The organism is Pseudoalteromonas shioyasakiensis (assembly GCF_022398475.1).
Taxonomy (GTDB): domain Bacteria; phylum Pseudomonadota; class Gammaproteobacteria; order Enterobacterales; family Alteromonadaceae; genus Pseudoalteromonas.
Genome location: NZ_JAKEVM010000031.1, coordinates 1 through 15052 on the forward strand (window position 1 = coordinate 1; position 15052 = coordinate 15052).

At 42.4% G+C, this 15052-nt stretch carries 14 protein-coding genes; 11 read left to right on the top strand and 3 right to left on the bottom strand.

Going from position 1 to position 15052, the window contains the following annotated elements; translation table 11 throughout:
• Positions 1-380: 380 nt before the first annotated feature.
• The 3 genes from bamJ to L1D51_RS08020 all read right to left on the bottom strand — a co-directional run bounded on the left by bamJ (position 381) and on the right by L1D51_RS08020 (position 3784).
• Complete coding sequence (gene bamJ / locus L1D51_RS08010; protein ID WP_239963381.1) at positions 381-857, bottom strand: BamJ family beta-barrel-assembly machinery protein; 477 nt, start codon at positions 855-857, stop codon at positions 381-383.
• Positions 854-3256 carry a Lon protease family protein gene (locus L1D51_RS08015; RefSeq protein WP_055196909.1) on the bottom strand — a complete coding sequence of 801 codons (2403 nt, stop codon included), beginning with the start codon at positions 3254-3256 and terminating at the stop codon, positions 854-856. The genes bamJ and L1D51_RS08015 overlap by 4 nt, the downstream gene beginning before the upstream one ends.
• A 69-nt stretch (positions 3257-3325) precedes the next feature.
• Positions 3326-3784 (bottom strand): zinc ribbon-containing protein, encoded by a 459-nt coding sequence (locus tag L1D51_RS08020; RefSeq protein WP_054551664.1) that lies wholly within the window; start codon positions 3782-3784, stop codon positions 3326-3328.
• Between the two features lie 186 nt (positions 3785-3970).
• Here L1D51_RS08020 and leuS point away from each other — a divergent pair, with 186 nt between their 5' ends.
• The 11 genes from leuS (at position 3971) to ybeD (ending at position 15045) form a co-directional block, all read left to right on the top strand.
• A complete protein-coding gene (gene leuS / locus L1D51_RS08025) occupies positions 3971-6559 on the top strand; it encodes a leucine--tRNA ligase (RefSeq protein WP_175079005.1) in 2589 nt (862 codons plus the stop codon).
• Between the two features lies 1 nt (position 6560).
• Entirely contained in the window at positions 6561-7049 is a 489-nt protein-coding gene (locus L1D51_RS08030) for an LPS-assembly lipoprotein LptE (RefSeq protein WP_054561826.1), read from the top strand.
• Entirely contained in the window at positions 7049-8089 is a 1041-nt protein-coding gene (gene holA / locus L1D51_RS08035; RefSeq protein ID WP_062564350.1) for a DNA polymerase III subunit delta, read from the top strand. Before L1D51_RS08030 ends, holA begins: the two co-directional genes overlap by 1 nt.
• A gap of 12 nt (positions 8090-8101) precedes the next feature.
• Positions 8102-8737 (top strand): nicotinate-nucleotide adenylyltransferase, encoded by a 636-nt coding sequence (gene nadD / locus L1D51_RS08040; RefSeq protein WP_239963382.1) that lies wholly within the window; start codon positions 8102-8104, stop codon positions 8735-8737.
• Positions 8738-8793: 56 nt separating this feature from the next.
• Positions 8794-9111, top strand: coding sequence for a ribosome silencing factor (gene rsfS, locus L1D51_RS08045; RefSeq protein WP_054561829.1), 318 nt, complete (start codon positions 8794-8796; stop codon positions 9109-9111).
• 27 nt (positions 9112-9138) lie between these two features.
• Positions 9139-9609: a 23S rRNA (pseudouridine(1915)-N(3))-methyltransferase RlmH gene (gene rlmH, locus L1D51_RS08050; RefSeq protein ID WP_036967350.1), complete on the top strand. Its 471-nt coding sequence runs from the start codon at positions 9139-9141 to the stop codon at positions 9607-9609.
• Between the two features lie 8 nt (positions 9610-9617).
• A complete protein-coding gene (gene mrdA / locus L1D51_RS08055; RefSeq protein ID WP_239963383.1) occupies positions 9618-11498 on the top strand; it encodes a penicillin-binding protein 2 in 1881 nt (626 codons plus the stop codon).
• Complete coding sequence (rodA, locus tag L1D51_RS08060) at positions 11495-12601, top strand: rod shape-determining protein RodA (RefSeq protein ID WP_054561831.1); 1107 nt, start codon at positions 11495-11497, stop codon at positions 12599-12601. The genes mrdA and rodA overlap by 4 nt, the downstream gene beginning before the upstream one ends.
• Positions 12601-13368, top strand: coding sequence for a septal ring lytic transglycosylase RlpA family protein (locus tag L1D51_RS08065; RefSeq protein WP_054561832.1), 768 nt, complete (start codon positions 12601-12603; stop codon positions 13366-13368). The genes rodA and L1D51_RS08065 overlap by 1 nt, the downstream gene beginning before the upstream one ends.
• Before the next feature lie 54 nt (positions 13369-13422).
• Positions 13423-14583 (top strand): serine hydrolase, encoded by a 1161-nt coding sequence (locus L1D51_RS08070; protein ID WP_239963384.1) that lies wholly within the window; start codon positions 13423-13425, stop codon positions 14581-14583.
• 183 nt (positions 14584-14766) lie between these two features.
• Complete coding sequence (gene ybeD, locus L1D51_RS08075) at positions 14767-15045, top strand: DUF493 family protein YbeD (RefSeq protein WP_054551674.1); 279 nt, start codon at positions 14767-14769, stop codon at positions 15043-15045.
• Positions 15046-15052: the final 7 nt, after the last annotated feature.

Here is a 15052-nt window from a genome sequence, read left to right on the forward strand (position 1 = left end):
AAACAATAATATAAGTTTGTACATTCAAAAATCCTTTTATTAATGCAACTTTAAAATAACCAAAATACAAGAAACAACCTAATTTTCTGAAGGTTTTCTATGGGCTATAGAGGTTCATTTTAAAAAATGAGATGAGGATTTACTACTTCAGTGCAAATAAAATACCCCAAAAAGGTACTTTAGAACACATATAGCGACCGAGCAATTTTGTCAACGCAAGATTAACTAGTTATTACACTGCAACGTGCATGTTCGAAAGAGCAAATTACTTTAAAAGTCTCAGCTACTTTACATTCAATAATGTTTGCATTGAGGTAAATCTGTTCAACTACTTTAGCAGGCAATTAAAAAAGGCTTCATGATGAAGCCTTTTTAACATTTTAAAATTCTATCTTAATCAACTCTACATCAAATATAAGTAGCGAGCCTGCTGGAATGCTGCCGACGCGTTTACGGCCGTAAGCAAGCTGAGGCGGGATATAAAAGGTAAACTTATCCCCTTCGTTCATTAGCTGTAAGCCTTCGGTCCAACCTGCAATGACTTGATTCAAACCAAAGCTGATTGGCGAATTTCTTACCACTGAACTGTCAAAAACACTGCCATCCATGAGCGTGCCATGATAGTGAACTTTTACTTTACTGGTTGCACTTGGCTTTGTGTCATTCCCTGAACTTTGCTCAATTTTGTATTGCAGCCCAGATGCGGTTTCATGAACATCATCGGCTTTACTGTTATTCGCTAAAAAGTCTGCGGCGAGTTTTTCATTTTCAAGGGCTTGTAGCTTCGCCTTTTTACTATTTTTAAAGATTAAAAAACAAAAAATACCAATGATCAGTAAAAGTATTAAATTAATCATTCTGCGTCCTTCTCATCATCATTGTCGCCATTTACGATATCAGCGATATTGGCAAGCCTTGCTAAGGCTAGCGCGTTAATAGAGCCTTCAGGGTAACCTTCTGCGGTCATTTCACCTGCGTCTTTATCCATTAATAAGCTCAGTGCTTGATCAACGGTTTCAACGGCATAAATATTAAAGCGCCCTTTTTCAACCGCATCGAGTACTTCGTCATCAAGCACTAAATTAACTTGGTTTGATTTAGGAATAATCACCCCTTGCTCGCCGGTTAAGCCACGCATTTTACAAAGCTTGAAGAAGCCTTCTATTTTCTCGTTCACACCACCAATTGATTGCACATCACCATGCTGGTTAATTGACCCCGTCAGTGCGATAGATTGGCTTATAGGTAAGTTTGTAATGGCTGATATAAGCGCGCACAGCTCTGCTAATGAGGCGCTATCACCGTCGATGTAGCCATAGCTTTGCTCTATTGCGATATTGGCACTGAGCGTTAGACTAAATTGCTGAGCATACTTATTTCCTAAGTAACCGGTTAATAGCATCACTCCTTTAGAGTGAATGGCTTTACCTAGTTCAGCTTCTCGTTCAACGTCAATTACGCCATCCGCACCTGCGTACACAGTGGCTGTAATGCGTGCTGGTGTGCCAAATGAGGTATCGCCAATATGCAGCACAGTTAAGCCATTTACTTTGCCCACTGCGTGACCTTCGGTTGCAATTAAAATTTGCCCTTCTTTGATATCACTCAGCATGGTTTCTGAAATTTGCCCTGTACGGTATTGCTTACCAACAATGGCTTCATCTATGTGATGAGCATCAATCACTGTTTGGCCATCTTGTTTGGCATAAAAACTGGCTTCTGCCACTAACTCTAATACATCAGCAAAACGAGCTGAGAGCTTGTTATGGTGCTCAGCTTGGCGATAACTAAACTTTAATAACCTCGCCATTGCCGCTTCATTTACGGTGCAGTTGAGTGTTTGCTGACAATACTCTGTTACCTTGGTAATGAACTGATATTGTAGTTTATCGCTACTTGGCAAATAGTAATCAAAATCAGCAAGGACACGGAATAACTCTGCAAACTCTTCGTCATATTCACCTATGGTGTAGTAAAGGTCGCGAGAGCCTAGCAGCACTATTTTTACATCAAGAGGAATAAGCTGCGGACGTAACGTAAAGCTACTTCCCACAGAGCTGTCTTGATAGGGTAAGTCGTTTTTAATTTGATGCGTTTTTAAAGAAAGCTTAAGGCCATCCCACACTTGTGGATTCGCCATGACTTTTTCAGCATCCATAATCAAGTAGCCACCATTAGCACGATGCAGTGCACCTGGCTGAATTGAGCGGTAACTGGTAATAAGCGAGCCTTGTGAGGTTGCATATTCAATTTTGCCGAAAATATTGCCAAAAGTCGGGTTCGGCTCATACACCACAGGAGCTGCATCGCCCTCTTTGTATTCGACTAGAATATTTGGCGCAAAGAAGTCTGTGAGCATCCCTTTACGGTCAAAGTCTTCTTTGTTTTCGTCGTTTTCATCATCGTCGAGCCATTCAAGTACCGCATCAATGATTTCTTCACGAATGTCTTTTAAATAACGTAATACACCAATGTGCGTAGCGTATTTATGTTCAAGGGCTTTAATGAGTGGCTTAGTGGCAAGCTCAGCAGTTGATTTTTTAAGGTTACGCAGTTTTTCAGATGACTCTCGTTTCCAGCGAGGAAGCTCAATTAATGCTTCGATTAACGCGTCTTCAAGCTTTTCGATAACCTCATAAAATTCAATACGCAGTGGCTCATCAAGGGCTGCAAATTCACTGTCGCTCAGTTGTTTACCATTCACTAAAGGCGCAAATCCCACAACACCATTTTCTTCAATCAATGCCACACTTTGCTCAAGTGCTGCAATTTCAACAGCAGTAATTGCCGCATCGTAAGTATCGGTAAACTCACGGTCGATTGACTTTTTCTTGCGCTGATAACCCGGGTTATCAAAAGCCGCTGGGAATGTATCGAGTACTTCGTCGATAAATGAGTCTATATCGTCAGCTAACTGCTTTGATTGACCTGCTTGCATGAATAACGCGATTGGCTCGCGGTGGTCATCATAGTTGTTAACATACAACCACTCATTAGGCGTTGGGCGGTCTTTTGAATGGGCTGTGAGTTTGTCTTTTACTAAGGTGTAACGACCATGAGCCGCTTCACCCATGACATAAACATTGTAACCCGGTAATTCCATTCCGAGTGAAAAGTCGAGGGCACTTTGTGCACGTTGTTGACCAATAAATGGCAACGCTTCTGGATATGGGTTTTGCATACAAGTCGCAACATGACTTGCGGCAATTTTAGGCGCTAACGCAGAAATAGGTAGAGGGATTAGTTTTTTTGTCATTCTAACTTCTTATTTCCCAGTCTTGACTGGGCATTATAGGTAACGCCCAGCACAAGCCTGCGTCACTGATTAAGGTTGTAATGCCTTACGGCGAAAATAAATACCGCCACATTCAGTACAAGGAGTAATTTGCGTAGCATGGTAAACATCGTAACTATGCTGACAATTTTTACATACTAATGTGCCCATGGCTATCCATTCTCCCTCTTGATAAACACCATTGTGTTGAAAATCTTGGTTTAAGGCTTGCCATTCGAGCTGGGTTTTATCTTCAATGTGCGATAACTCATACCAAAGCGATTCTTTAAGCTCTAGCCATGCGAGTGAATCATAGTGGCTGTCGTTTTCTTTAATGTGGTCGATATCGCGTTGTAGATAGTCACGATACTGATTGAGCTTTTCTTGCCCTAAGTCTTTAAGTGCTTGCTCTGACTCAACAAATTTTTCCATTGCATCTTTTAGCTCATGATCTTTTACGTCTTTAAGCCATGCACTTAAATCGCTAAGCCAAGATTTATAATCTGCCATCGTTTACTCCTTCAAAAATGATGAAAAATCAACCGTTATTCTAGTTGAGTATAGGTTAACCTGCCCTGAAAATATATTTCATTGGAAAATTAACAAAAGCGCCTATTTGTCGCTGTGATTAGCATGTATTTTGGGTTATCCTTATCGACAATTTTTTATTAATTTGCAAGAAGTCTGGAATCGTAGATGCAAGAGCAATATAACCCGCAAGACATTGAGTCAAAAGTACAAGCCTACTGGGAAGAAAACCAAGTATTTAAAGTCACTGAAGATGAGAGCAAAGAAAAGTATTACTGCCTATCTATGTTCCCATACCCAAGCGGCCGACTCCACATGGGTCACGTTCGTAACTACACCATTGGTGACGTAGTATCACGCTTCCAACGCTTGCAAGGCAAAAACGTAATGCAACCTATGGGTTGGGATGCGTTTGGTCTACCTGCTGAAAATGCGGCAATCAAAAACAACACAGCCCCTGCTAAGTGGACTTACGAAAACATCGATTACATGCGTGACCAGTTAAAGCAATTAGGCTTTGGTTATGATTGGGATCGTGAAATCGCAACATGTCACCCAGAATACTACAAGTGGGAGCAGTGGTTCTTCACTAAGCTTTACGAAAAAGGCTTAGTATACAAGAAGATGTCAACAGTAAACTGGGATCCAGTTGACCAAACAGTACTTGCTAACGAACAAGTTATTGATGGTCGTGGTTGGCGTTCAGGTGCCATTGTTGAGCAAAAAGAAATTCCTCAATGGTTCATCAAAATCACTGATTACGCACAAGAGCTACTAGACGATTTAGATAAACTTGATCACTGGCCTGAGCAAGTTAAAACCATGCAGCGCAACTGGATTGGTCGTTCTGAAGGTTTAGAAATCGAATTTAAGCGTGCAGATAACGAAGATACATTCAGTGTTTATACAACGCGCCCAGATACCTTTATGGGTGTGACTTACGTAGCAGTTGCTGCCGGTCACCCAATTGCACAAGAAGCCGCTAAAAACAGCGACGCTGTAGCTATGTTTGTTGATGAGTGTAAAAACACGAAAATCGCTGAAGCAGACATGGCAACCATGGACAAAAAAGGCATTGCAACTGGCTTTTATGCAATTCACCCATTAACAGGTAAGCAAGTACCAATTTGGGTTGCTAACTTTGTATTAATGGATTACGGCTCAGGCGCAGTTATGGCTGTTCCTGCACATGACCAACGTGACTACGAGTTCGCATCAGCTTATGGCCTTGAAATTGCCCAAGTTATCGCACCAGCTGCAGGTTCTGAAGAAACAGTTGATTTAGACAATCAAGCATACACAGAAAAAGGCGTGTTAGTTAACTCGGGTGAGTTCGATGGTCTTGAGTTTGAAGCAGCGTTTAATGCCGTTGCAGACAAACTAGAAGCGCTGGGTGTAGGTGAGCGTAAAGTTAATTTCCGTCTACGTGACTGGGGTGTTAGCCGTCAGCGTTACTGGGGTTCTCCAATTCCAATGCTTAGCGACGAAAATGGTGATGAGCTTGCAGCAACAGAAGACATGCTACCAGTTCGCTTACCAGAAGACGTAGTAATGAATGGTGTGACTTCACCAATCAAAGCTGATCCTGAGTGGGCTAAAACAACTGTAAATGGCGCGCCTGCATTCCACGAAACAGATACCTTCGATACCTTCATGGAGTCGTCTTGGTACTACGCTCGTTACTGTAGCCCACGTTTTGACGAAGGCATGATCGAGCCAGGTGCTGCAAATTACTGGTTACCAGTAAACCAATACATTGGTGGTATTGAGCATGCGATCTTGCACTTACTTTACTCGCGTTTCTTCCACAAACTATTACGTGACTTTGGTTTAGTAAACTCAGATGAGCCATTTGAGCGCTTGTTATGTCAAGGCATGGTACTAGCTGATACTTTCTATCGTAAAGATGAGAAAGGCGGTGATATCTGGATTTCACCAACTGATGTACAAACTGAAACAGACGACAAAGGTCGTGTTGTTAAAGCGTGGCACAAAGAAGATGGCGAGCCGGTATTCTCTGCGGGCATGAGCAAAATGTCGAAATCGAAAAACAACGGTATCGACCCACAACAAGTTATTGCCGAGTACGGTGCAGATACAGTTCGTTTATTCATGATGTTTACAGCACCACCAGAGCAAACTCTTGAATGGTCTGATTCAGGTGTTGAAGGTGCAATGCGTTTCTTAAAACGTATTTGGAAATACGCTGTTGATGTAGAAACAGTAGGCTACCAAGCGCTTGATAAATCAGCATTAAACAACGACCAAAAAGTTCTTCGTCGTGAACTTCATAAAGCAATTGCAAAAGTGACTGATGACGTTGAACGTCGTCAAACATTCAACACTGCAATCGCTGCTATCATGGAAATCTCGAACAAGTTACTTAAAGCACCACTTGCTGATAAACAAGATGTGGCAATTGCTAACGAAGCACTTGAAGCATTACTTATCATGCTTGCGCCTATCACACCGCACATGTGTCACCAGTTATGGCAAGACCTTGGCAAGGAAGGCGACATCTTAGATGCAGCATGGCCAACAGTTGATGAGTCAGCACTTGTTGAAGATGAGAAGCTAATCATTGTACAAGTTAACGGTAAGCTACGTGCTAAGTTAACAGTGCCTGCAGATGCAACCAAAGAGCAAGTTGAAGCATTAGCATTTGCTGAAGAAAACGTGACTAAGTTCACTGAGGGCGCGACTATCCGTAAAGTAATTTACGTACCTGGCAAACTACTTAACGTGGTTGCTAACTAAGATGGCAGCGCTTCAAGCACTGAAAAACGGACTAGCCCTCGCGCTAGTCTGTTTACTGCTGACAAGTTGTGGCTTTCATTTAAAGAAAGCCTCTAACTTGCCTGACGACTTGAAAGTACTCACCCTTGTTGGTGATGATGAAAAGTCAGCATTATTCGAATTAGTCGAAAAAGAACTGATTGCGAGTAAAGTTGAGCTTAACCAAGTTGGTAAACACCCTGAGTTAAAGATTCACAAAGACCGCTTAGAGCGTCAAATCTTGTCATTATTTGATAATGGTCAGGTTGCTGAATATGAACTTGCCTATAGCGTAAGCTATACCCTGAAGCGCCCTGGACAAAAAGCGATTAATCAAAGCTTTGAATTGTATCGTAACTACCAAGACGACCCAGACAATGCCCTTGCAAAAGCAAAAGAGCTTGATTTGCTATTAGGCGAAATTCGTAAGCAAGCGAGTCGTCGTATTGTTCGTGAGTTATCACAACTGTAATGCGTTGTTATGCAAACCAGCTTCCTAGCCAGTTAAAAAAAGGCCTCGCGCCTTTTTACATGGTGTTTGGTGAAGAGCCTTATCAAATTGCTCAGTGCATCATGCAAATTCGTCAAGCAGCTAAACAGCAAGGCTTTGACGAGGTAATCAAATTTACTTTAATGCCGGGTTTTGATTGGCAAGAAATTGTTGCTCAATACCAAAGTATGTCACTGTTCAGCGCTCGTACCCTAATTGAGTTCGATTTAAACGAGCAAAAACCAGGTACGCAAGGCAGTCAAATCTTTAAGCAGCTTGTTGAGCTTGCTAATCCTGATACTATTTTGGTTTTAAAAGGTGCCAAAGCCAGCCAAGATATTCAGCGCAGTGCTTGGTTTAAAGCCCTCGATAAGCAAGGCTTATTTGTTCCTTGTTACCCATTAACAGGTAATCACCTGAGCCGCTGGTTAGATGAACAGTGCTATCGTTTAAACTTAAACCTTCATAACAACGCGAAACAAAGCTTAATTGATGCCACTGAAGGAAATTTACTTGCCTGTCATCAAGAGTTAGAAAAACTGTCTTTGCTATATGGTAGTGAGCTAATTGACCAACAAGCTGTGATGCAAGGGCTACTAAATCAGTCAAAGTTTGATATTTTTGATTTGAGTGATGCTTTATTAAATGGCCACGCTGAACAAGCAGTTAAAGTAATGACTAAGCTGGCTGCCGATAACACTGAAGCCATGAGTATTTTTTGGGCCATCAATAAAGAAGCAGCTAACTTACTGGCAATGCAACACGGGCGCTTGAATGGTGCCAATATGGCTGATTTATACAAAAAGTATAATATTTGGAAAAACCAACAAGCTGTTGTACAACAGGCCTTAAACCGCTTGAACATCCAAGTACTCGAACAAATTACCAAACAATTAGCTCAGTTTGATGCTGCATATAAACAAGGCAACCTTGTAGCCCCCTACCAAGCATTAATGCAAATATGCTTAGTGTTTTGCCAACCAGTGGCGATACCTTTACCTTGCCACCCGGTCTTTGACTAAGAGTAACAATTCATGATTGCTATTTTTGGTGGCACCTTTGATCCAATTCACTTAGGTCATATTAATATGGCCCAGCAGTGTGTTCAGCAGTGCCAACTCGATACCCTTTACTTCATGCCTTGCGCTATTCCTGCCCATAAAGCCAAGCCAGGAATAAGTGATGAGCATCGCATTAATATGCTAAAACTTGCGATTGACAGCAATCCGCATTTTGCTATCGATTACCGTGAGCTAAACCGAGAAGGTGCGTCTTATTCTTTGCTGAGTTTAGAAGAGCTTCGTGCAGAAAACCCAGCAGCGCCGATTATGTTTTTAATCGGCATGGACTCATTCAATAGCCTAGATAAATGGTTTAAATGGCAAGAGATTGTCAAACTTTGTCATATCGTCGTGTACCAGCGCCCGGGGCAGCACTGCCAAGTATCTGGTGAACTTGCAGCTTATAAAGAGAATGCCGTAACAGAGCAACTTAGCCAGCTACAACAAGCCCCTGCAGGTAAGTTATTCTTTTTAAATGGCTTACAAGTTAATGCCGCCTCAAGCGAAATCAGAAAAAAGCTGCATTTAAATAATGATGTAGCGGAACTTTTACCTACCAATGTAAGTCAATACATTGCGCAGCATCATCTTTACCAAACAGATGAATAAATACTGCCTGCGTGATAAAATAACAAATTAAGATTATTTATTTTTGAGAAAACACTTTGGATTCTAAACAACTACTCGCATTTGCCCTTGATAAAGTCGACGATATGAAAGCCCGTGATGTGGTACAGCTTGATGTTCGTGGTAAGTCTGACATTACTGATTACATGTTAGTGTGCTCAGGTAACTCTAAACGCCATGTACAATCGATTGCTGATCACGTTGCTAAAGAAGCACGCCATGCAGGTGAAGAGCCTCTCGGTTACGAAGGCCAAAATGAAGGCGAATGGGTGCTTGTAGACCTAGGTGATGTGGTAGTGCATGTAATGCAAGACCAATCTCGCGACTTCTATGATCTAGAGAAACTTTGGGGCTAACCCTTAGCAAGGACATAGGTAACCATTTTGAAAATACAATTGATTGCTGTTGGTACCAAAATGCCAGCATGGGTTGAAACCGGATTCACAGAATATCAACGTCGCTTCCCACGTGATATGCCCCTTGAGCTAATTGAAATCCCCGCAGGTAAACGTGGTAAAAATGCGGATATCAAACGTATTTTACAACTTGAAGGCGAAAAGACCCTTGCTGCTATCCCTAAAGGCAACCGCATTGTGACGCTAGAGGTCACCGGTAAGCCAATGGATACCCATCAGCTGGCAAAAAGTATGGAAAAATGGCAGCTTGATGGTCGCGATGTCAGCTTATTGATCGGCGGACCAGAAGGTTTAGCACCTGAGTGTATTGCAGCGTCTGAGCAAAAATGGTCATTATCAAACCTGACACTACCGCACCCTCTAGTGCGCATTATTGTTGCAGAAAGCCTTTACCGAGGCTGGAGCTTGAATAACAACCACCCTTATCATCGCGAGTAGTAAAGCCAATGCGAAAACACAGACCCACGATTCGAGACCACTCGGCTGAGGCAAACTTATTTGCTCGCCGAGCATTTGTGGGTTTTGTGTTTGTTACACTGTTAATTGGTGTGTTGTTATCTAACCTATACAACATCCAAGTTATCGAACATCAAGACTACCAGACACGTTCGAACGATAACCGCATCAAAGTTATTCCAATAGCCCCTAACCGTGGGCTTATTTACGACAGAAATGGCGTATTACTGGCTGAAAACAAGCCAGTTTATAATTTAGAAGTCATACCCGAGGAAGTTGATAACCTTGAAGAGGCACTGAGCGAAGTTGAAAAAGTTATCGAAATAACTGAGCAACAAAAAGCTGACTTTCTAGATGACATTAAGCACAATCGCCGCTTTAAAAGCCAAGTATTAAAAGCCCGTTTAGACGAAACCGAAGTTGCAAAGTTCTCGGTTAATCAGCATAAGTTTCCAGGCTTTAGTATCGAAGCACGTTTGGCTCGCTATTACCCTTATGGTGATACCCTTACCCATGCCTTAGGTTATGTTGCCAAACTTAACAAAAAAGAACTCACCAAACTTGAAGCAGAAGACCAAGCAACCAACTACCGTGCAACGCACGACATTGGTAAGCTCGGTATCGAAAAGTATTACGAAGAACTTCTTCATGGTGTGGTTGGTTCGCAGCGCGTTGAAGTGAATAACCGTGGCCGAGTTATCCGTACTTTAAGCCTCACGCCACCTGAGCCAGGTCACGACTTAGTACTTACTTTGGATATTGGCCTGCAACAAATTGCTCAACATGCCTTAAAAGATATGCGTGGTGCCATTGTAGTGCTTGATGCTAAAGATGGCGGCGTTTTAGCACTCTACTCTAACCCAAGTTATGACCCGAATTTATTTGTTCATGGTATCAGCAGCACAGATTACAAAAAGTTGTTAAACCCAGACCGACCGCTAATTAACCGTACCACGCAAGGGCGTTATGCACCTGCCTCTACAGTTAAACCTCATATGTCAATTCTTGCCCTTGAAGAAGGACTGGTAACAGAGCAAACACAAATTTGGGATCCGGGCTTTTTCCAAATTCCTAATGTGGAGCACAAATGGCGTGACTGGAAACGTTGGGGCCATGGTCATGTTGATGTTTATCGTGCTATTGAAGAATCATGCGATACCTATTTTTACGATGTTGCTTACCGTTTAGGGATCACCAAAATCAGTGACTTTATGACGCAGTTTGGCTTTGGCGAGCTCTCTGGAATCGATATTCACGAAGAAACATCTGCCATTATGCCATCGCGAGAGTGGAAAGAAGGTCGCTTTAGAGAGTCATGGTGGCGCGGCGACACCATTTCAGTGGGTATTGGGCAAGGTTATTGGACCGCAACACCAATGCAAATAGCTAATGCTACCAACATATTAGTGAACCGCGGGCTCGATCATCCTCCGCACCTTGTACAAGTCGCTAAAAAAGAAAACGAAGTAACGCAAATCAATAATGATGAAAAGCCACCTGTAGTATTAAAAAATCCTCATCATTGGCAAATTGCGCTAGATGCGATGCACAACACCGTACATAAAGTCACAGGTACTGCACATAAAGCATTTAAAGGGGCGAATTACGACCCAGCAGGTAAAACGGGTACTGCTCAGGTTGTGAGTATTGCTCAAGGTGAGCGTTATGATGCTAAGTCACTTAAAGAGCGCCAACGTGATAACGCTATCTACGTTGGTTTTGCACCCTATAACGACCCACAAATTGTGGTCTCTGTGGTGGTTGAAAACACCGGTGGTGGTAGTACGGTTGGTGCGCCTATTGCGCGTCAATTAATGGATTACTACTTCTCAGCGAATCCGATTCAAATAGCCCAAAGTGACGCGCCATGATCCCATTAAATAAAAAACGCTCAATTTGGCAGCGCCTACACCTAGACTTACCGTTGCTTCTAGCTCTGATGACGATGATGGTAGCCAGCCTTGCCATTGTATACAGTGCCAGCGGCCAAGACTCAGCGATGATGATACGCCACGCAACACGTATGTTTGGCGCTATCTTAGGTATGTTTATACTCGCGCAGTTTTCGCCTAACACATTAAAAAGTATGGTCATTCCGCTCTACTGCGTGGGGCTTTTGATGCTGGTTGGGGTGTTGTTATTTGGGGTTAGTTCAAAAGGTGCACAGCGCTGGCTTGACTTAGGTGTGACCCGTTTCCAGCCGTCAGAGTTAATGAAAATTGCCGTGCCAATGATGGTTGCATGGTATATCGGGCGTAACCATTTACCGCCAAGAATCATCCATTTAATTATTGGCTTTGCGATTGTAATGGTGCCAACCATTTTAATTAAAGAGCAACCCGACTTAGGTACCTCTATTTTGATTGCCAGCTCAGGGATATTTGTATTGTTTTTATCTGGACTAAGTTGGCGTCTTATTGGCTTTTTATCTGCTGCTGTTGGTTTGGCAGCATGGCCGTTTTGGCATTACGTGATGCTTGATTATCAAAAACAACGGGTACTGACCTTTTTAGATCCTGAAAGCGATCCGCTTGGCTCGGGTTACCACATTATTCAATCGAAAATTGCGATAGGTTCTGGTGGCATTGAGGGTAAAGGCTGGCTGCAAGGCACCCAATCACAATTGGAGTTTTTACCTGAGCGTCATACCGATTTTATCTTTTCTGTACTGAGCGAAGAGTTTGGCCTGTTCGGGGTTTGTTTATTACTTTGTATGTACTTGTTTATTATTGGCCGTGGCTTATATATTGCAGTCAATGCGCAAGATGCGTTTGGTAAACTGCTTGCCGGCGCATTAACACTGACCTTCTTCGTTTATGTATTTGTAAATATTGGCATGGTTTCGGGCTTACTGCCTGTAGTAGGTGTTCCGTTACCACTAATAAGCTATGGTGGCACCTCAATGGTGACCTTGATGGCCGGATTTGGCATTATCATGTCTATCGCCACCGATAAAAGGATGCTTTTAAAATAATGACACAGCGAGTCAATTACTTACTTATAGCGTTATTTTCTGTGCTGCTAGCAGCATGTAGCTCTTCATCTCAGCAAGGCCGTTATGCTATGGAGCATGATGCAGCCCCGCTTCGAAAACCAACCGAACTTGAAATGCAAGATGCCATAGTCACCCCGGTTGTTAAGAGTGCAAGCGCTAGTCGCCCTTACGAAGTCCGTGGTAAACGCTACACGCCGATGTTAGATGAAACAGGCTATGCAGAAGAAGGGATTGCTTCGTGGTATGGTCGAAAGTTTCACAATTATCACACCTCAAACGGCGAAGTGTACGATATGTTTGCGATGACAGCAGCTCATAAAACACTGCCGCTACCGAGCTTTGCCAGAGTAACAAATTTAGATAACGGAAAATCAGTAATTGTTCGTGTAAACGACCGTGGCCCATTTCATGATGACCGAATTATCGATTTATCTTATTCTGCGGCCTATAAATTAGGTTATTACCGACAAGGTACAGCCCGTGTTAAGGTTGAGGCTGTTACCCTTGCCAATTCTGCCCCTCGTTTAAGCTACATTCAGGTTGCAGCGGGAAGTACTCTTGCTAATGTTGAAGCGCTCGCGTTTCAACTTCGTCAGCAATATCATGTGCCAACAAACATTGTTGAAAAAGATGGAATCTATCGATTACGTCTTGGTCCAATAAAAGATGCCGCAGAAGCACAAGCAGTTTTAGAAAAGCTAAAACAAAACCAATTTCAGAACGCGTTCTTGCTTTACAGTGAGTAAGACCTTTAGAATAGGTCAACGCAACATGTTTAACTTTAACCATTAATGAGTACGATGAAATCTATAAAATATAAAATCTTAAGTGGCGTTTGTGGCCTTGTTTGCACTGCTAGCGTATTTTCTGCAACAGCCCAAATTATCCCTGCCCCACCTCAAGTTAATGCGAAAGGTTATTTCTTGGTTGATTTCACCACAGGTAAAGTGATTGCCGAAGGCGAAGCAGATACAAAATTAGCACCGGCTAGTTTAACCAAAATGATGACCAGTTATGTAATTGGTACTGAAATCAAAGCAGGTAATATTGCACCAACTGATATGGTTACAGTCAGTGAAAAAGCCTGGGCAAAAAATTTCCCTGAATCATCAAAAATGTTTATCGAAGTCGGTAAGCAGATCAGCGTTGATGACTTAAACCACGGTATCATTATTCAATCGGGTAACGATGCCTGTGTAGCAATGGCAGAACACATTGCTGGTAGTGAAAGCGCATTTGCTGATTTAATGAATGCCCACGCTGAAAAGCTTGGCATGACTAACAGCCACTTCGTAAATAGCCATGGTTTAGATACTAACGAACACTTCACGACACCACGTGATATGGCAACCTTAGGTGCTGCACTTATTCGCGATGTACCTGATGAGTACGAAGTATACGCGAAAAAATCATTCACTTTTAACGGCATCAAGCAATACAACCGTAACTCATTGTTATGGGATGAAAGCATGAACGTTGACGGTATTAAAACTGGCCATACATCAGAAGCGGGTTATAGCTTAGTAACTTCTGCAACTAAAGATGACATGCGTTTAATCGCGGTAGTAATGGGCACAGAAAGCGAACGTGCTCGTAAAATTGAAAGCAAAAAACTATTGAACTACGGTTTCCGCTTTTTCGAAACAATCACCCCATATAAAGCAGGCGACAGCTTTGCTGAGCAACGTATTTGGATGGGTAACAAAGAAAACGTATCGTTAGGTATCTTAGAAGATACACCTATTACTATTCCACGTGGTCAGCGTAAAAACTTAAAAGCGAACTTCGAGCTTGATAAAACATTAGAAGCGCCGCTTGCTAAAGGTACTAAAGTAGGCACGCTATTCTTACAGCTTGAAGGTGAAGAAATTGCACAATATCCACTAGTTACACTAGAAGAAGTGGAAGAAGGCAGCTTCTTTAGCAAGATCTACGATTACCTACGTTTACAAATTCAGTAATCTGGTCATAAAGTTTATAAACGCCTTGCACCGCAAGGCGTTTTTTTTTGTCTGAAAAATGATAGAATGCGCCCCATATCAGTCGCGCTGGGTCGAGTGCGTCGTAATCTAAGTTTGCTTAACGCCAAGAAATGGCAGAGAACACCTCTATTAAGCACACTCACTGTTTGAGGAGTCACCGTCGTGGTTCAACCTGTAAAAAATACTAAGTTTGATGAGTATTTAGATTTCCCTTGCCCATTCACATTTAAAATCATGGGCTTAGCTAACGTAAATCTAACAGATCAGATCCTAGAAAAGCTGCAACCAATTGCACCTGGCGATTATGCGCCAAAGGTAAAACCAAGCAGCAAAGGTAATTACGAATCTGTAACGCTTGTAGCAACCGTTACAAGTAAAGAGCACATCGAAGAAATTTATAACGTGATCAGCAACATCGATGACGTACGTCACATGCTATAGGCCGATT